Raw genomic sequence first — 15,496 nt, 5'->3', positions numbered from 1 at the left:
TCACCCCGTTTTTTAATCCTCCGTCACTTCGCGAGGACGTTCGATGTCGGTTTCACAGGTTCCGCTCCGCCCGATCAAGAAGGGCTCGCTGGTCAAGCTGTGGCTCGCCATCGCGCTCCTCGCTGCCCTCGCCTTCGGCATCGCCAAGGCGGGTGCGGGACAACTTTCGACTGTTGAGGTCGAGACGGTGACAGCGGGTAGCGGCCCGCTCATCACCGAGATGGACGGCGTCATCATCGAATATACCGGCCGGACCGAAGACGGCACAGTTTTCGACACGACCGACGGCCGCGGTCCCGCGCCGTTTCTGGTCGCCCAGGTCGTTCCGGGTTTCCGCGAAGCGCTGACCCGCATGCAGCAGGGCGGACGCTACAAGATCGTGATCCCCGGCCGCCTCGCCTATGGCGCCAACCCGCCGCAGGGCAGCCCGATCGGCCCGAACGAGGATCTGGCGTTTGACGTCCACGTTCTCCAGGTCGCCCCGAATGCGGCGCTCTCCGCTGCTGCCGCCGGCGGTCAGCCCCAGTAAGCTTATTTTCCGGAAGGTGGCGACGCCTGCCGGGGGCCGCCCTTCCGCTTGCTGATGTCCTCGAGCGTTGTTTTGACCGCGGCGACGATCGGGTCGGCGAGAAGCAACCCCATGAAACCAAATAGCGCGCCGAACAGCAGCTGGGCTGCCAGCACCAGCGCCGGCGCCAGGTCGACCGTGCGCTTCGCCACGTAGGGGACGATCAGATATCCATCGACGGTCTGGACCACGAAATAGGTCATGATCGCCCACAGCCCGGCGTCGGTCCCAGCAGAGAATCCGACCGCGACCATCAGTAGACCCGAAACGATGGCGCCGATGTTGGGAATGAAGGCCAGCAGACCCGTCAGCAGGCCGAGCAGCGCCGCCATCGGCACCCCACCCCACAGGAGCATCAGCCAGGTGCCGACGCCCTCCACCACCATGCCGATAATCCGGCCGAACATCAGGCGCCGCAGGACAAAGCCGACATGATCGCTAATCTCATAGAAGCTGGTGCGGCGGCCGATGGGCAGCATCCAGGCAAAGCCGCGATCATATAGGCGGGGTTCAATGGCGATGAAGATTCCGATGACAAGGACCAGGATGACGGACGAGACGATGCCGACGGCTGTGCTGAGCGCGGAAGTTAGGCGTCCCATTCCGCCAAGTAGCTGACTGCCGATGTTGCTCAGCCCCCCTTCGGGAAGAAGGCCGGCGGAATCGACATGGGCGAGCAGCTTGTTGGCCTGTTCCGTCACCACCACCCGAAGGGCACCGGCCTGTTCGGCGAAGGTGGTTCCGGCGAAATAGAAGGTCCAGCCGATAAACCCGAAGCCGGCAAGCGTGACGATGGCCAGTCGCCAGCCGCGCCCGATGGGTAGCACCCGCCCCAGCAGGCGGGTCCCGCCATCGAGGATGATCGCGAACACCAGCCCGCCAATGATCAGCAGGATCGGCTGGGCCAGCAGGACCATGACCACGATGGCCAGTGCCATGCCCAGCCATACGGCTGCTTTGCGGGCCTCGTCGCGGACCAGCTTGCTCGACATGTCCGACGGCCCTGGCCGTTCGACGGTGGGTTCGGACGGCTGATTGTCGGACATGGGCAGTTTTACTCCTTCGCCGCGCGAAGCGATTCGCCGGCGCGCCCGTTGCGGAAGGCCGGGAACCAGCTCAACGGGTTGGCCAATTGGGTGGTGCCATCGAGGCTGAAAGTGATGAATTCGGCGCGGCCACCGATATTTTCCCACGGCACCGGTCCGCCAAGGCCCTGCTCGGCAAGGCTGTAGCGGCTGTCGGCGCTATGGTCGCGGTTGTCGCCCATCAGAAATACATGATCGGCCGGGATGCGGATTGGACCGATGTCGTCGCCGGGGCTGCGGCCATCGTCGATCGTATCGTAGCTAACGCCGTTGGGCAGCGTCTCGCGGATGATCGGCAGTCGGCAGAACTGGCCGTCCTCGGTTTCCACCAGCCTGTCCCAAAACTGCATCATGCCGCACGGCGCATTGGCGTCTACGGGGATCATCGCCGGCGGACGTACCTCGGCCTTCACCGGCCGGCCGTTGAGGATCAGGCGCCCTCCGCGCATCTCGATCGTGTCGCCGGGCAGGCCGACCACCCGCTTGATATAATCCTCGCGCGCACCGGGAGGTGTCACGATGACAATGTCGCCGCGCTCGGGCAGCTTGCCTAGCAGGCGACCTTGCCAATGCGGCAGCACATGGAAGCTGGGCGACACCCAAGACCAGCCATACGGATATTTGCTAACCACCAGCCGGTCGCCGGTCAGCAAATTGGGCATCATCGATTCCGACGGAATGTAGAACGGCTTGGCGACGAAGCTGTGGAACAGCAGAACCGCGACCAGCACCCAGAAAAGGCCCTTCGCTTCGCGCCAGATGGCAGCGCGACGGCTTTCCTTCTGCGTTTCCGACGGGACGCTCGCCTCCGCCGCGGCGGGGACGGTTTCGCTACTCTCGGACAATCAGGGCTCCATCTTGCGGGCGTATAGAATGACGAAAGCCTGCGCCCATGGGTGGTCGTCGGTCATCGTCAGATGTACTTCAATGGCGTGGCCGTCCGGCGCCAATGCGTCAAGCCGCGCCTTCGCGCCGCCGCTCAGTTCCAGCGTCGGCGCGCCCGACGGCGCATTGACGACGCCGATGTCCTTCATGAACACGCCGCGCTTGAAGCCGGTGCCGACCGCCTTCGAAAAGGCTTCCTTGGCGGCGAAGCGCTTGGCGAGCGTTCCGGCAATGGTGTGCGGTCGCCGCGCCGCCTTGGCGCGTTCGATGTCGGTAAACACGCGATTGAGGAAGCGTTCGCCGAACCGGTCCAGTGAATTCTGGATCCGCTGGATATTGCAGAGGTCGGAACCGATCCCGACGATCACCGGGCGCTGTCCATCAGCTTGCGCATCCGGTGTACGCTGTGTTCCAATCCCGTGAAGATCGCCTCGCCGACTAGGAAATGGCCGATGTTGAGCTCTGCCAGCTGTGGGATCGCAGCGACGGGCACGACATTGTCGAAGGTTAGGCCGTGACCGGCATGCGGTTCGATGCCGTTCTTCGCGGCCAGCGCGGCCGCGTCAGTGATGCGCCTCAGCTCCAGGGTCCGTTCCTCGCCTTCAACATGGGCGTAACGCCCTGTGTGGAATTCGACGACCGGCGCGCCCAGCCGCAAGGCGGCATCGACCTGGCGCTCGTTAGGCTCGATGAACAGGGAAACGCGGATGCCCGCCTCGCTTAACTGCTCAACGAAGGGCTTTAGAACGTCGAACTGTCCCGCCGCGTCGAGGCCGCCTTCGGTTGTCCGCTCTTCGCGTTTTTCGGGAACGATACAGGCTGCATGGGGGCGATGCCGAACTGCGATTCCTAGCATCTCTTGCGTCGCAGCCATCTCTAGGTTCAGCGGCAGGTCGATCTCCCGCATCAGCCGGTCGATGTCATGGTCGGTGATGTGCCGCCGGTCCTCGCGAAGATGTGCGGTGATCCCGTCCGCGCCCGCTGCCGCGGCAAGCAGCGCGGCGCGAACCGGGTCGGGATGCGACCCTCCGCGCGCGTTCCGGATCGTGGCGACATGGTCGATGTTGACGCCAAGGCGAAGTCTCTCGCTCATGCGGCAGCGCGGCTGCCCGGCTTGATCGCGGGGATGGCGGCCAACTCGGCGGGAAGGTCGTCCGCGGCGTAGGTCGGCACGTCTATACGGATCAGCGGAATGAACGGCACGCCAAGATCGACCGAGCCGCTCGACCGGTCGACTAGGCTTGCGGCGCCAACGACCTTGCCGCCGGCCTCCTCGATGGCCGCAATCGCTTCCTTCGACGACAGGCCCGTGGTGACGACGTCCTCGACCATCAATACGCGCTGGCCCGGTTCCAACGCGAACCCGCGTCGCAAGTGGAAGGTGCCGTCGGGCCGTTCGACGAACATCGCCGGCTTGCCCAGCGCGCGGCCCATTTCGTGGCCAATGATGACGCCGCCCATCGCCGGGGAAATCACCGCGTCGATGGAATCGCGGATTGAGGCGGGCAACTTATCGGCCAGAGCGCGGGCCAGCCGTTCGGCCCGGGCACCGTTCATCAGCACACGCGCGCACTGCAGGTAGCGAGGGCTGCGAAGACCGGACGACAATATGAAATGTCCTTCCAGCAGCGCGTCGGCCGCGCGGAATTCCGCCAAAATTTCCTCGTCCCTCACGCAGATGCTCCTTAGATCTTGCGCCCGAAATAGGCCTCGGCGGCGACGCTCGCAACCGGCGGCGGAAAAGCGCCGACGCGGCGCTTGAGGGACGAGAATGTCCCGCCTATAAGGCCGCCAATTTCGGGCCTGCCGCATCCGGCGGGGCCTTCTTTGCAACCGAAGCGATCGGGGTGACGATGAAATTGATGGGATGGGCGATCGCCCTGGCGGCAGCCGGCCTTACTCCAGTGGGCGCAAGTGCCCAGACACCGCCGGCCGCGCAGCCGCAAGCTGCCCCCGCGACCGAGGCTGCTGCTCCCGCCGCCACGCCCACCCCGGCCGATGCCTCCGCGGCTGCGCCCGCCCCGGCGATCGATTATGCCGCGCCGACGCCCGGCATCGGCGTTCCCGATGGCCGCAAGGGCCTGCAGGATCAGGTAACCGCGGTTGGCCAGCAGGCCGCCGACTTCCACAACGGCCCGCTGCTCTGGATGTGCATTGCGATCAGCATTTTCGTCCTGCTGCTCCTTGGCTACACGATTGTCCGTTATCGCCGCGGCGCGAACCCGACGCCGTCGCGCACCAGTCACAACACGATGATCGAGGTCGTCTGGACGCTCGTTCCAGTGCTGATCCTGGTCGCCATCGCGATCCCCTCGATCCGCCTGATCCGCGCGCAGTACAGCCCGCCGCCCGCCGACGTGACGATTAAAGTGATCGGCAACCAGTGGTATTGGACCTATCAGTATCCGGACAATGGCGGGTTCGAGATCGTCTCTAACATGCTCAAGGAGCAGAAGGACGTGAAGCCGGGCGAGCGCTATCGCACCGAAGCCGACGGCCCGCCGCTGCTCGCGGTTGATGAGCGCATCGTTATTCCCGCCGGCAAGGTGGTGAAGTTTATCGTCACCTCGAATGACGTGATCCACGCGTTCGCGATTCCCGCCTTCTGGACCAAGATCGACGCCAACCCGGGCCGCCTCAATGAGACTTGGGTGAAGGTTGATCGTCCGGGCGTCTATTTCGGTCAATGCAGCGAACTTTGCGGCGCGCGTCACGGCTACATGCCGATCGCGGTCGAAGTCGTTCCGGAAGCCACCTTCAATGCCTGGCTCGCTTCGAAGGGCGGCTTGCCCAAGGGTGCTCAGCCCGCCGCCGAAGCGACTCCGGCCGCCGCGCCGGTTGAAGCCGCCGCTGCCTCGGCAGCCGACAATGCCGCGGCGCCAGCGCCGGCCACCAATCAGGCCGCGACGGCCCAGAATTAATCTCCAGCGGAAACGAGAAGAGATATGAGCACCATTCCCGCCGACGCGCTTCCGCTGAAGGCCCATGACGCGCATGACGCGCATGACGCGCATCATGACGCAGACCATAAGCCGGGCTTCTTTGCCCGCTGGTTCATGTCCACTAACCATAAAGATATCGGTACGCTGTACCTGATCTTCGCGATCATCGCGGGGATCATCGGCGGCGCAATTTCGGGTGTCATGCGCGCCGAGCTGGCTGAGCCGGGCATCCAGATCCTGACTCAGGGCTGGCCGATCGGCGCAGGCAGCGCCAACTTCGATGAGGCGCTCCACCACTGGAACGTTCTGATCACCGCGCACGGCCTGATCATGGTCTTCTTCATGGTCATGCCAGCGATGATCGGCGGCTTCGGCAACTGGTTCGTGCCGTTGATGATCGGCGCGCCGGACATGGCCTTTCCGCGCATGAACAATATCAGCTTCTGGCTGCTCGTTCCGGCGTTTCTGCTGCTCCTCGGCTCGGCTTTCGTCAGCGGCGGTACCGGTCTTGGTGCCGGCACCGGTTGGACGGTCTATGCGCCGCTCTCGACGAGCGGCTCGTCAGGACCGGCAGTGGACATGGCGATCTTCTCGCTGCACCTTGCGGGCGCGAGCTCGATCCTCGGCGCGATCAACTTCATCACCACCATTTTCAACATGCGCGCGCCGGGCATGACCCTGCACAAAATGCCGCTGTTCGTCTGGTCGGTGCTGATCACCGCCTTCCTGCTGCTGCTCGCGCTTCCGGTCCTGGCCGGCGCGATCACCATGCTACTGACCGACCGCAACTTCGGCACAACCTTCTTCGATGCGTCGGGCGGCGGCGATCCGGTGCTCTACCAGCACCTGTTCTGGTTCTTCGGCCACCCGGAAGTGTACATCATGATTCTGCCGGGCTTCGGCATTGTGAGTCAGATCATCGCCACCTTTAGCCGCAAGCCCGTCTTCGGCTATCTCGGCATGGCCTATGCCATGGTTGCGATCGGCGTGGTCGGCTTCGTCGTTTGGGCTCACCACATGTTCACCATCGGTATGGACGTGAACACCAAGATGTACTTCACCGCCGCAACGATGATCATTGCGGTCCCGACGGGTGTGAAGATCTTCTCGTGGATCGCGACCATGTGGGGTGGTTCGATCACCTTCGAAACGCCGATGCTGTGGGCGATCGGCTTCATTTTCCTGTTCACCGTGGGCGGCGTCACCGGCGTGGTTCTCGCGAACGGCGGTGTCGATAACTACATGCACGACACCTATTACGTCGTCGCGCACTTCCACTATGTGCTGTCGCTCGGCGCGGTGTTCTCGCTCTTCGCGGGCTTCTACTACTGGTTCCCGAAGATGAGCGGCCGCATGTACAACGAGCTGCTGGGCAAGCTTCACTTCTTCGTGATGTTCGTTGGCGTGAACCTGATTTTCTTCCCGCAGCACTTCCTGGGCCTCGACGGCATGCCGCGGCGTATCCCTGACTACAGCCCGGCGTTCGCCTATTGGAATTACGTGTCGACCGTCGGCTACATGATCATGGCCTCGGGCATGGTGATTTTCTTCATCAACATCTTCTGGTCGCTGATGGCCGGCAAGAAAGCCCCAGACAATTACTGGGGCGAGGGCGCCACGACGCTGGAATGGACCTTGTCCAGCCCGCCACCGTACCACCAGTTCGAAACCCTGCCAAAGATCGATTAAAGATCGAGGCACTGATAACTAGGGGCTGGGATCGAAAGATCCTGGCCCTTATTTATAGGGCAGCAGAGATGCGGCCGGCGGCACGGCACCGCCAAGCTTCGCCGACTTCACGGAATTAAACCAAGACGGGCCTAGGGGGTTCGTCAGTTTGCGCCATGCGCCGCTGTCCATCTATCTCCGCGGGCCGGATCGCGTGGAGGATAACAGATGCACTTTGTGTTCGCGCTCCTGGCGCATTGGTCATAGCCGGCTTTGCCCAGCTGAACGTGGGCCATCTCACGGTGCATAGCCTGCCCGGCACTGCCTCATTCTGCGTTGCGCTCGGCTATGCTGCCGGAAAGATCTGGAATGCTTGGTCGGTCAATCCGCCAACGATTCTGAACGCTGCGACGCTCGCGGGAATGATGGCCGGCCTCGTCTTGCGTTGGTGGTTGATGGCGAGGCGAAAACGGCCCTGCTTATTGATCCACCCGAGCTGCCTTCAAGATTTTTACCGCCGGCTCGAGCATCTCGCCCTTCATCGAGCCTTCGCCCTTCGTCGCGGACACGGGCGAGGCGAGAATTCGATCGACGACATCCATCCCCTCGACCACCTTGCCAAATACGGCAAAGCCCTGGTCCGCGCCATTTGCGTCCAAGCCCGGGATGTCGGTCGTAAGGATGAAGAAGTCGGCCTGCGCAGTCCCTGGCCCCTGGCTCGCCATTGAAATCGCGCCGCGCACATGTTTAAGGCCCGTCGTGGCGGTTGATTCGTGCGCGACGGCGGGGAGCAGCTTGCGCGCGTCCGAGGTGATGCCACCTTGGACGAGCCCACCCGTGTCGCCGTATTTCATCGCGCGATAGATGCTCTCGCCATCATACTTGCCGCCAGTAACATATTTCAGGAAATTGGCCGTGGTCAGCGGCGCGTGCCCCTTATCCAGCGCAATGACGATCCGTCCGGCAATCGTGTCCAACTCGACTGTCACAAGGTCCTCGACCGCCGCAGGTGCGGGGGCAGGGGCCGCGCCGGGCGTCTGGGAAAGGGCGGGGGCGGCGACGGCGGTCATCAAAACGGCAAGCATGATTCGGATACGCATGGGTGCAGCCTAGCGCGCAAATTCTGAACCGCCACTGCCCGCCCTTTTCCTGTCCGCGCCAACGCCTTATAGGCCCCGTCCGTGACTAGCCTGCCTTTGCCTGCAACCCACTACCTCCCCGCTTCGCCGCGCGACCTGTTCGCGCTGACGAAGCCGCGCGTGATGAGCTTGGTGGTTTTCACTGGCCTGTGCGGCCTGCTGGCAGCGCCGGTGCCGGTTCATCCAGTGCTGGGCTTCACTGCTGTCCTGTGCATCGCGCTCGGCGCCGGCGCTGCGGGCGCGCTCAACCAATGGTATGAGGCGGACCTCGACGCGAAGATGAAGCGCACCGCCTCGCGTCCGCTTCCTGCCGGGCGGATGACACGGCAGACCGCGCTTCACTTTGGCGTGGGCCTAAGCGTTTTCTCGGTCATCCTGATGGACCTTGCCGCCAATCACCTGGCGGCGGCCATCCTCGCGATTTCAATCCTGTTCTACGTCATCGTCTACACCGTCTGGCTGAAGCGCCGGACCGCGCAAAACATCGTCATCGGCGGCGCGGCCGGCGCTTTCCCGCCGCTGATCGGCTGGATCGCGGCGACGGGCCAGATCAGCGCGCTTCCCGTGCTGCTGTTCGCCATCATCTTTCTGTGGACACCGCCGCACTTCTGGGCGCTCAGCCTTTTCGTCCGGACTGACTATGCCAATGCCGGTGTGCCGATGCTGCCGGTCGTCGCGGGCATTACCAACACCCGTCGCCAGATCGCGCTCTATACGCTGCCGATGATCGCCGCCGCTATTGCACCATGGGTGATGGGCCTGACCGGCTGGATCTACGGCATCGCATCGGTCGTGCTCAATGTCATCTTCCTCGCGCTATCGCTCGCGGTGCTGGCGAACAAGGCGAGAGAGCCCAAGGAGATGAAGCCAGAAAAGCGGCTGTTCGGTTTTTCCATTCTCTACCTGTTCGCCATCTTCGGCGCGCTGGTAATCGACGCCAAGGTGTTGGTATGATGCGCGAAGAAGATGAGCTGATCCGCAGGCGGCAGCGCGACCGGGCGCGCGTTATGGCCATTCTGCTCGGCCTGTTCGTGGTGCTGATGTTCGCCATCACCATCGCCAAGATGACAGTGAACCAATGACCAGCATTGCGGAGAAGAACCGCACCGTCGGCATCCGAGCGGCCTTGTTCGGGTTGGCGATGCTCGGCCTCGCCTTCGCCTCGGTGCCGCTCTATCGCGTTTTCTGCCAGGTGACCGGCTTTGGCGGCACAACGCAGAAGGCCGACGCCGCGCCGGGCGCTGTGGCGGGCCAGATCGGCGTGCGGTTCGACGCCAATATTGACCCGCGCCTACCGTGGAAGTTTGAACCCGAACAGGAAACTGTCCGCATCCATCCCGGTGCGCGCACGGTCATTTATTACCGCGCGACCAACTATACGGCGCGAACAACGGTGGGGAGCGCGACCTTTAACGTCACTCCGACGCAAGCCGGACCGTATTTCAGCAAGATTGAATGTTTCTGCTTCACAGAACAGACGCTGAAACCGGGCGAAAGCGTGCGGATGCCCGTCACGTTCTTCGTTGATCCCAAGTTGCGCGAAGATCCCGACACCAAGGGCATCGACGAGATCACGTTGAGCTACACATTTTATCCGGTGGAAAATCCGGAAAGTGGCCGCTAGAGCCGCAATCAGTCAAACAGGAACGCATCCATGGCCGCGACGAAGAATCACGACTATCACATCCTTCCGCCCGACCCTTGGCCGATCATCGGCTCTTTCTCCGCCTTCGCGTTATTCGGCGGGCTGGTCATGTGGATGCACGACAATCCCTACGGCAAGTTTGTGGGCTTCGCCGGCTTGGCGATGGTCCTGGTCACGATGTTCAGCTGGTGGTCGAACACTGTCAAGGAAGCGAACGAAGGACATCACACGCCGGTCGTGTCGCTGCACCTACGCTACGGGATGATCCTCTTCATTGCGTCCGAAGTCATGTTCTTCGTTGCGTGGTTCTGGGCCTTTTTCGCCGCTGCTTTGTTCCCGGCTCCGGTCGAATGGGTCGATGGAGCTGCGCAGCCGATCGCTGATGCTGCGACGGCGGCGACCTGGCCGATGCACGGCATCGAAGTGCTTGATCCGTTCGGCTTCCCGCTTCTCAACACCCTCATCCTGCTCTGCTCCGGCACCACGGTGACCTGGGCGCATCATGCGCTGATTCACGGCGATCGCGACGGCCTTAAGAAGGGCCTATGGTGCACCATCCTGCTCGGCCTGCTGTTCACCGCGATTCAGGCTTATGAATACATCCACGCCCCGTTCGCCTTCAAAGGCAATATTTACGGTGCGACCTTCTTCATGGCGACCGGTTTCCACGGCTTCCATGTGATCGTCGGAACCATCTTCCTCGCCGTCTGCCTCGTTCGCACCTACAAGGGCGACTTCACGCCGAAGCAGCATTTCGGCTTTGAAGCGGCGGCCTGGTACTGGCACTTCGTCGACGTGGTGTGGCTGTTCCTGTTCGTCTCCATCTACATCTGGGGCGGCTGGGGCGCGCCGATGCACGGCTGATGGGCGGGGCGCCGGTGACCGGCGCCGCGCCGTCACTGGCGGCGGCGACTTCCGGGGGCCTGTGCCCCCGATGCGGGGCGAGGACGCTGTTCGCGGGCCTCGCCCGCTTCGCATCCCGCTGCCGCGCATGCGACCTCGATTTCGATAGGTTCAACGTCGGTGACGGGCCGGCGGCGTTCCTGATCCTGATCGTCGGCGCGATCGTCGCAGTCGGCGCCATTGTCCTGGACCAGGGTGTAAGCCCACCGTGGTGGGTTCACCTCGTATGGATGCCGATCGGCCTCGGCCTCACGCTCTACGGTCTCCGGCTGGGCAAGGCCGCACTCATCTACCAGGAATATGTCCACCATGCGCGGGAAGGACGGATCGTCAGATGAGACGCAAGCTTCCCATCATCCCGACCATCCTGGTCGCGCTCGCCGTCGCTACGATGATTGGGCTCGGCATCTGGCAGCTGCAGCGCAAGGCGGAGAAGGACGCGCTGCTGGCTAGCTATGCCGCCGCCGCCGGACAGCCGCCAATGGGCTGGCCAGTCGTTCCCCCGAAGGAGCCGCCGCTTTTCCGCAACGCGACCGGCAATTGCCTGCAGGTGGTCGGCTTCCGCACCGCTGCGGGTCAGAACGTTCGTGGCGAGCCTGGCTACTTGGTTATTGCCGACTGTCGGACAGGGGCCGAAGGTCCCGGCTTGGCGGTCGAGCTGGGCTGGTCGAAGAATCCGAATGCAGGCCGCGATTACAAGGGCGGCCTCGTCAGCGGCCTGATTGCGCCAGATTCGAAAAGCCGGATGCGGCTCGTCGCTGCGACGCCGGGACCCGGACTCGTGGCAAGCGCGCCGCCCTCGCCTGCCAACATTCCCAACAACCATTTCAGCTACGCTATCCAGTGGTTCCTGTTCGCAACTATCGCAGTGGTGATCTACCTGCTTGCCCTGCGCGGCCGTTGGCGAATGGAGGCGGCGGCCAATGGCTGAGCTAACTCGCCTCGCTAATGGCGTAACCGTCGCTATCGATCCAATGCCGGGTGCACAGTCGGCGGCGATCGGCCTTTATGCCGGGGTCGGCTCGCGGTCGGAAGCGGACGGCAAGGGCGGGCTCGCCCATCTTGTCGAGCATATGGTGTTCAAGGGCGCGCGCGGCCGGGACGCTCGCGCGATCGCTGAGGCGATCGAGGATGTCGGCGGCTCGCTCAACGCCTGGACCGCGCGCGACCAGACCGTTTTCCATGCCCGCACGTTGGCGCCCGATGTCGGCCTCGCGCTCGAACTGATCGCCGACCTGGTTCGCGCACCGAAGCTGGACGAGGCGGAGCTGGAGCGGGAAAAGCTCGTCATCCTGTCGGAACTTGGCGAATGCCTCGATACGCCTGACGACCTGATTCACGATCATTTGTTCGAAGCAGCGTTCGGCACGCAGCCTATCGCCCGGCCGGTTCTGGGCACTGACGCCAGCATCCGAGGTTTCACTCGCGCCGACTGCACCGGCTGGCTTGAAGAGCAATATCGGCCGGACAGACTGGTCATCGCCGCAGCAGGCAAGGTCGATCCTGGCCATGTCCTGATGCTTGCAGAGGCGCTGTTCGGCGACCTTCCCACCGGCGAGGCGCCCGCCATCGCTGATGCTCGATTCCTCGGTGGGACTCGGTCGGACCGGCGCAGCGCGGAACAAGCCCACCTCGCCTTGGCGATGCCAGGGTTGCCCGCTTCTGATCCCGAGGCGCCTTCCCTGTCACTGTTCGCGCAGGCCGTGGGCGGCGGTATGTCGTCGCGCCTTTTCCAGGAGCTTCGCGAGGATCGCGGCCTTGCCTATTCCATTTACGCCTGGACGCAGGGCTTTGCCGACACCGGCATGTTCGCGGTTAACCTATCGACCGACAAGGCGCGGGCCGCCGAGGCGCTGAATCTTGCGCGTGAAACAGTCGAGCGCGCCGCGCAGGATCTTACTGAGGCCGAGGTGAAGCGCGCCCGGGCGCAGGTCGAGGCGGGCATATTGATGGCGCTTGAAACCCCGCAGGGTCGAGCCGATGCGATGGCGCGCTCGCTGGAGATCTTCGGCCGGATCATGAGCGTCGACGAAATGCTGGAGGAGCTCCGCAGCGTCGATGCGGGACGCGCCCGTGCCGCCGGGGCCACGATGCTGTCCGGGCCGCGCGCGATGGCCTCGATCGGTGGAAAGCTCGCGCTGGCCGCATGACCATCGGGAATCTCGAAACCATCGTCGCCGAGCCTTGGGACGACTGGGGGCTGCTTGACAGCGGCAATGGTCAGAAATGGGAGCGTTACGGACCCGTTACGGTCGTTCGCCCGGAACCGCAGGCGATGTGGCAGCCCGAACATAGCGTTTGGGCTCCCGATGCGACCTTCGTCCCCGGTTCCGACGAAGAAGGCGGCGGCCGCTGGGTCCAGCACCGGGCCGTCCCGCAGAGCTGGCCGCTGGTCCGGGGCAACGTTCGTTTCCACGCTAGCCTGACGCCCTTCCGCCACCTTGGCTTCTTCCCCGACATGGCGCCACAGTGGGACTGGATGGTGGAACGGGCCAACGACGCCGATATCATGAATCTCTTCGGCTACACCGGCGTCGGCACACTGCTGTTGTCCGACATCGGCGCGCGTCTGGTCCATGTCGATGCGTCGAAGAAGTCGGTTGAGGGCGGGCGGGCCAACGCGGCTCTGTCAGGTCTTGCCGAGCGGCCCATTCGCTGGATCGTCGACGACGCCGCGAAGTTCACCGCCCGGGAGGTCCGGCGAGGCCGCCGCTACGATGGGATTCTGCTCGACCCGCCCAAGTTCGGCCGTGGCCCGGAAGGTGAAGTCTGGCGACTGGAGGAACATCTTGCGCCGCTGCTTGCGAACTGCGTCAAGCTGCTCGACCAGGACAGCCGCTTCCTTGTCCTTACCGTCTATGCGGTGCGGATGTCGGCACTCAGCATCGGCGAGCTGTTGTCACAGCTGACGACCCATCTTGGCGGTCGCGTCGAGTGCGGCGAAATGGCTGTGCGCGAGGAAGCGCGCGGCCTACTGCTTCCGACGGCCATCTTCGCGCGCTGGAGCCGCGACTAGCTCCGCGACGCCCTGATCGCCGCGCCGCCGACGAAGGGCGCGCCAGCGACCGTCAACAAGGCAACTGCGGCTTCGAGCTTCAACGCGGCACTCTCGCCGTCGCCGGTTGCGGCTGCACCGAAGATGACCAGCGGCACAGCAAGCGGCATCAGCAGCAGTCCTGCGAGGGCCCCGGCGCGCGCTAGCCCGGCCGTCAAGGCGGCGACCCCGACGGCAAGCGCAGCCAGCGCCGGCGTGCCGATGGCCAAAGCGATAAGGCAGCGCGTCAGGGCCGGTCCGTCCAGGCCGACCAGGAAACTGCCGGGCACTGCCGCGATTAGCAGCAGCGGACCGAACGTTAGCCAATGCCCGATGATCTTTGCCGCTGCGACCGCTTCCTCGGAGACGCCCATGATCGTGAGCTGGTCCAGGGTTCCATCTGCCCGGTCCGGTTCGACCAGTCGCTCGATCGGCAGGAGGGCTGCGGTCAAAGCAGCAATCCAGAGAGCGCCGCCCCCGATGCGGGCGAGAAGTCGTGCGTCCGGCCCCACGGCAAAGGGAACGATCGTGGCCACCAACAGGAAGAACGCAACCGGAAGCCATGCCCCTCCGGACAGGCTGCGGCGCACATCGCGCGCGATAAGGCGTCCGATCATCGGCCAAGCTCCAGCCGCTGCCAGTCACCTTCCAGTGCGACGTGGCTGGCCGCGACGACCGCGCCGCCGGCCAACTGGTGCGCCGCGATCGCGGCGGACAGCCGCCGCACGCCGTCGCCGTCGAGCCCGTTGACCGGCTCGTCGAGCAGCCACAGAGGTGAACCGCTGGCCATGACCCGCGCAAGGCGCGCGCGCTTGGCCTGTCCGGTTGACAGCAGCCGCACCGGAACGTCGGCGAGCGGGTCAAGACCGAAGGCGGTCATCGCGTCGGCCAGCTTTGGCCCGTTCCAAAAGGCGAGCGCCTTGCCGAGCTTTAAGTCGAGGTCGAGTGCCAGCCCCTCGTCGGCCAGTGCTGCTTCGCTCCGTTCCAGCTTCCCTGCCGCCGGCTTGAGCAGGCCTGCGACCAGCCGGATCAGGCTCGTCTTGCCGCAACCGTTCGGTCCCGCAAGGTGTAGCGCACCTCCCCGGTGGAGTGAGAGATCGAGGCCTTCGAACAGCAGTCGACCGCCACGGATTAGCGCAAGCCCGCGTCCCTCGAGGAGGGTCATTCCTGCTCCTCCAGGGCATGCATGTCCTCGTCGCTCAGCCCGAAATGATGGCCGACTTCATGGATCAAGATGTGCCGGACGAGATGCTCGAACGCCTCGCCTTCCTCGGCCCATTCGGCGAGAATCGGTTGTCGGAAAAGGCGGATGCGGTCGGGCAGCGTGCCGCTGGTCTCCACGCTCCGCTCGCCGATGGGGATGCCCTCATAGACACCGGTCAGGTCGAGCGGATGGTCGATGCCCATTTCGGCGAGCAGGGCGTCATCGGCATATTCGTCGATTTGCAGCACGACGGCTCGCAGGTGGTTGGCGAAAGGCTCGGGCAAGGCCGTCAGCGCGGCGCGAGCGATTGCCTCGATTTCCTCTGCGGAAGGGGGATGGTCGAAGCGCCGCGTCATGCGGGAACGGCATAGGGGCCGAAGGCCCCAAGCGGCAAGCTTGCCCAATCGCTCCAGCTTGCCTAGA

Annotated in this window: 20 protein-coding genes; 11 read left to right on the top strand and 9 right to left on the bottom strand. The window is 64.1% G+C overall.

Annotated features, from left to right (window positions below):
• The first annotated feature begins 43 nt into the window (after window positions 1-43).
• The gene (locus D3M59_RS11700; RefSeq protein WP_119533861.1) at window positions 44-529 is read left to right on the top strand and encodes an FKBP-type peptidyl-prolyl cis-trans isomerase; all 486 of its coding nucleotides are present in this window, start codon (window positions 44-46) and stop codon (window positions 527-529) included.
• Between the two features lie 2 nt (window positions 530-531).
• Here D3M59_RS11700 and D3M59_RS11695 read toward each other — a convergent pair whose 3' ends face one another.
• The 5 genes from D3M59_RS11695 to pyrE are packed head-to-tail and all read right to left on the bottom strand — an operon-like array spanning window position 532 to window position 4,212.
• Window positions 532-1,614, bottom strand: a complete 1,083-nt coding sequence (locus tag D3M59_RS11695) for an AI-2E family transporter (protein WP_199662525.1) — start codon at window positions 1,612-1,614, stop codon at window positions 532-534.
• Window positions 1,615-1,622: 8 nt separating this feature from the next.
• Entirely contained in the window at window positions 1,623-2,498 is an 876-nt protein-coding gene (gene lepB, locus D3M59_RS11690; protein ID WP_119533860.1) for a signal peptidase I, read from the bottom strand.
• The gene (gene acpS / locus D3M59_RS11685) at window positions 2,499-2,906 is read right to left on the bottom strand and encodes a holo-ACP synthase (protein ID WP_119533859.1); all 408 of its coding nucleotides are present in this window, start codon (window positions 2,904-2,906) and stop codon (window positions 2,499-2,501) included.
• Window positions 2,903-3,631, bottom strand: coding sequence for a pyridoxine 5'-phosphate synthase (locus D3M59_RS11680; protein WP_119533858.1), 729 nt, complete (start codon window positions 3,629-3,631; stop codon window positions 2,903-2,905). The genes acpS and D3M59_RS11680 overlap by 4 nt, the downstream gene beginning before the upstream one ends.
• Window positions 3,628-4,212 (bottom strand): orotate phosphoribosyltransferase, encoded by a 585-nt coding sequence (gene pyrE / locus D3M59_RS11675; RefSeq protein ID WP_119533857.1) that lies wholly within the window; start codon window positions 4,210-4,212, stop codon window positions 3,628-3,630. The genes D3M59_RS11680 and pyrE overlap by 4 nt, the downstream gene beginning before the upstream one ends.
• A 179-nt stretch (window positions 4,213-4,391) precedes the next feature.
• On the opposite strand from pyrE, the gene coxB reads away from it, so the two are divergent.
• Both coxB and ctaD read left to right on the top strand, forming a co-directional pair.
• Window positions 4,392-5,459: a cytochrome c oxidase subunit II gene (gene coxB, locus D3M59_RS11670; protein WP_119533856.1), complete on the top strand. Its 1,068-nt coding sequence runs from the start codon at window positions 4,392-4,394 to the stop codon at window positions 5,457-5,459.
• A gap of 24 nt (window positions 5,460-5,483) precedes the next feature.
• Window positions 5,484-7,169 carry a cytochrome c oxidase subunit I gene (ctaD, locus tag D3M59_RS11665; protein ID WP_119533855.1) on the top strand — a complete coding sequence of 562 codons (1,686 nt, stop codon included), beginning with the start codon at window positions 5,484-5,486 and terminating at the stop codon, window positions 7,167-7,169.
• Between the two features lie 458 nt (window positions 7,170-7,627).
• On the opposite strand, the gene D3M59_RS11660 is transcribed toward ctaD, so the two are convergent.
• Window positions 7,628-8,248 (bottom strand): peptidylprolyl isomerase, encoded by a 621-nt coding sequence (locus D3M59_RS11660; RefSeq protein WP_119533854.1) that lies wholly within the window; start codon window positions 8,246-8,248, stop codon window positions 7,628-7,630.
• A 162-nt stretch (window positions 8,249-8,410) separates the two neighbouring features.
• Between D3M59_RS11660 and D3M59_RS11655 the strand changes: the two genes are divergently transcribed.
• From D3M59_RS11655 to D3M59_RS11625, 8 genes are read left to right on the top strand one after another with little or no spacing between them, the layout of a single operon-like run.
• Window positions 8,411-9,241, top strand: a complete 831-nt coding sequence (locus tag D3M59_RS11655; RefSeq protein ID WP_233543255.1) for a heme o synthase — start codon at window positions 8,411-8,413, stop codon at window positions 9,239-9,241.
• A complete protein-coding gene (locus D3M59_RS12380) occupies window positions 9,238-9,369 on the top strand; it encodes a hypothetical protein (protein ID WP_267896967.1) in 132 nt (43 codons plus the stop codon). Before D3M59_RS11655 ends, D3M59_RS12380 begins: the two co-directional genes overlap by 4 nt.
• Window positions 9,366-9,911 carry a cytochrome c oxidase assembly protein gene (locus D3M59_RS11650; protein ID WP_119533852.1) on the top strand — a complete coding sequence of 182 codons (546 nt, stop codon included), beginning with the start codon at window positions 9,366-9,368 and terminating at the stop codon, window positions 9,909-9,911. The genes D3M59_RS12380 and D3M59_RS11650 overlap by 4 nt, the downstream gene beginning before the upstream one ends.
• A gap of 30 nt (window positions 9,912-9,941) precedes the next feature.
• Window positions 9,942-10,796, top strand: coding sequence for a cytochrome c oxidase subunit 3 (locus D3M59_RS11645; RefSeq protein WP_119533851.1), 855 nt, complete (start codon window positions 9,942-9,944; stop codon window positions 10,794-10,796).
• Window positions 10,796-11,173 carry a DUF983 domain-containing protein gene (locus D3M59_RS11640; protein WP_119533850.1) on the top strand — a complete coding sequence of 126 codons (378 nt, stop codon included), beginning with the start codon at window positions 10,796-10,798 and terminating at the stop codon, window positions 11,171-11,173. Before D3M59_RS11645 ends, D3M59_RS11640 begins: the two co-directional genes overlap by 1 nt.
• Window positions 11,170-11,766 carry an SURF1 family cytochrome oxidase biogenesis protein gene (locus tag D3M59_RS11635; protein ID WP_119533849.1) on the top strand — a complete coding sequence of 199 codons (597 nt, stop codon included), beginning with the start codon at window positions 11,170-11,172 and terminating at the stop codon, window positions 11,764-11,766. The genes D3M59_RS11640 and D3M59_RS11635 overlap by 4 nt, the downstream gene beginning before the upstream one ends.
• A complete protein-coding gene (locus D3M59_RS11630; protein WP_119533848.1) occupies window positions 11,759-12,985 on the top strand; it encodes a M16 family metallopeptidase in 1,227 nt (408 codons plus the stop codon). The genes D3M59_RS11635 and D3M59_RS11630 overlap by 8 nt, the downstream gene beginning before the upstream one ends.
• The gene (locus D3M59_RS11625) at window positions 12,982-13,851 is read left to right on the top strand and encodes a class I SAM-dependent methyltransferase (protein ID WP_119533847.1); all 870 of its coding nucleotides are present in this window, start codon (window positions 12,982-12,984) and stop codon (window positions 13,849-13,851) included. The genes D3M59_RS11630 and D3M59_RS11625 overlap by 4 nt, the downstream gene beginning before the upstream one ends.
• Here D3M59_RS11625 and D3M59_RS11620 read toward each other — a convergent pair.
• Genes D3M59_RS11620 through D3M59_RS11610 form a run of 3 tightly spaced genes read right to left on the bottom strand, consistent with a single transcriptional unit; the run spans window position 13,848 to window position 15,429 of the window.
• Complete coding sequence (locus D3M59_RS11620) at window positions 13,848-14,486, bottom strand: heme exporter protein CcmB (RefSeq protein ID WP_119533846.1); 639 nt, start codon at window positions 14,484-14,486, stop codon at window positions 13,848-13,850. The genes D3M59_RS11625 and D3M59_RS11620 overlap by 4 nt on opposite strands.
• On the bottom strand, window positions 14,483-15,034 hold the full coding sequence (locus tag D3M59_RS11615; protein ID WP_119533845.1) for an ABC transporter ATP-binding protein: 552 nt from the start codon (window positions 15,032-15,034) through the stop codon (window positions 14,483-14,485). The genes D3M59_RS11620 and D3M59_RS11615 overlap by 4 nt, the downstream gene beginning before the upstream one ends.
• Window positions 15,031-15,429 carry a metallopeptidase family protein gene (locus tag D3M59_RS11610; protein WP_119533844.1) on the bottom strand — a complete coding sequence of 133 codons (399 nt, stop codon included), beginning with the start codon at window positions 15,427-15,429 and terminating at the stop codon, window positions 15,031-15,033. The genes D3M59_RS11615 and D3M59_RS11610 overlap by 4 nt, the downstream gene beginning before the upstream one ends.
• Window positions 15,430-15,496 lie beyond the last annotated feature (67 nt).

This window comes from Sphingomonas edaphi, from assembly GCF_003583725.1.
Taxonomy (GTDB): domain Bacteria; phylum Pseudomonadota; class Alphaproteobacteria; order Sphingomonadales; family Sphingomonadaceae; genus Sphingomicrobium; species Sphingomicrobium edaphi.
The sequence above is the reverse complement of the archived record's forward strand: the minus strand, read 5'-3'. Positions and strand labels throughout refer to the sequence as shown.

What these genes read in the sequence shown, in the direction of transcription:
- D3M59_RS11695 (WP_199662525.1), bottom strand. Translation starts at nt 1,614, where the DNA reads ATGTCCGACAATCAGCCGTCCGAACCCACCGTCGAACGGCCAGGGCCG.
- D3M59_RS11640 (WP_119533850.1), top strand. Translation starts at nt 10,796, where the DNA reads ATGGGCGGGGCGCCGGTGACCGGCGCCGCGCCGTCACTGGCGGCGGCG.
- D3M59_RS11660 (WP_119533854.1), bottom strand. Translation starts at nt 8,248, where the DNA reads ATGCGTATCCGAATCATGCTTGCCGTTTTGATGACCGCCGTCGCCGCC.
- ctaD (WP_119533855.1), top strand. Translation starts at nt 5,484, where the DNA reads ATGAGCACCATTCCCGCCGACGCGCTTCCGCTGAAGGCCCATGACGCG.
- D3M59_RS12380 (WP_267896967.1), top strand. Translation starts at nt 9,238, where the DNA reads ATGATGCGCGAAGAAGATGAGCTGATCCGCAGGCGGCAGCGCGACCGG.
- D3M59_RS11645 (WP_119533851.1), top strand. Translation starts at nt 9,942, where the DNA reads ATGGCCGCGACGAAGAATCACGACTATCACATCCTTCCGCCCGACCCT.
- D3M59_RS11620 (WP_119533846.1), bottom strand. Translation starts at nt 14,486, where the DNA reads ATGATCGGACGCCTTATCGCGCGCGATGTGCGCCGCAGCCTGTCCGGA.
- D3M59_RS11610 (WP_119533844.1), bottom strand. Translation starts at nt 15,429, where the DNA reads ATGACGCGGCGCTTCGACCATCCCCCTTCCGCAGAGGAAATCGAGGCA.
- D3M59_RS11655 (WP_233543255.1), top strand. Translation starts at nt 8,411, where the DNA reads ATGAGCTTGGTGGTTTTCACTGGCCTGTGCGGCCTGCTGGCAGCGCCG.
- coxB (WP_119533856.1), top strand. Translation starts at nt 4,392, where the DNA reads ATGAAATTGATGGGATGGGCGATCGCCCTGGCGGCAGCCGGCCTTACT.
- D3M59_RS11700 (WP_119533861.1), top strand. Translation starts at nt 44, where the DNA reads ATGTCGGTTTCACAGGTTCCGCTCCGCCCGATCAAGAAGGGCTCGCTG.
- D3M59_RS11650 (WP_119533852.1), top strand. Translation starts at nt 9,366, where the DNA reads ATGACCAGCATTGCGGAGAAGAACCGCACCGTCGGCATCCGAGCGGCC.
- D3M59_RS11630 (WP_119533848.1), top strand. Translation starts at nt 11,759, where the DNA reads ATGGCTGAGCTAACTCGCCTCGCTAATGGCGTAACCGTCGCTATCGAT.
- D3M59_RS11635 (WP_119533849.1), top strand. Translation starts at nt 11,170, where the DNA reads ATGAGACGCAAGCTTCCCATCATCCCGACCATCCTGGTCGCGCTCGCC.
- D3M59_RS11625 (WP_119533847.1), top strand. Translation starts at nt 12,982, where the DNA reads ATGACCATCGGGAATCTCGAAACCATCGTCGCCGAGCCTTGGGACGAC.
- D3M59_RS11680 (WP_119533858.1), bottom strand. Translation starts at nt 3,631, where the DNA reads ATGAGCGAGAGACTTCGCCTTGGCGTCAACATCGACCATGTCGCCACG.
- D3M59_RS11615 (WP_119533845.1), bottom strand. Translation starts at nt 15,034, where the DNA reads ATGACCCTCCTCGAGGGACGCGGGCTTGCGCTAATCCGTGGCGGTCGA.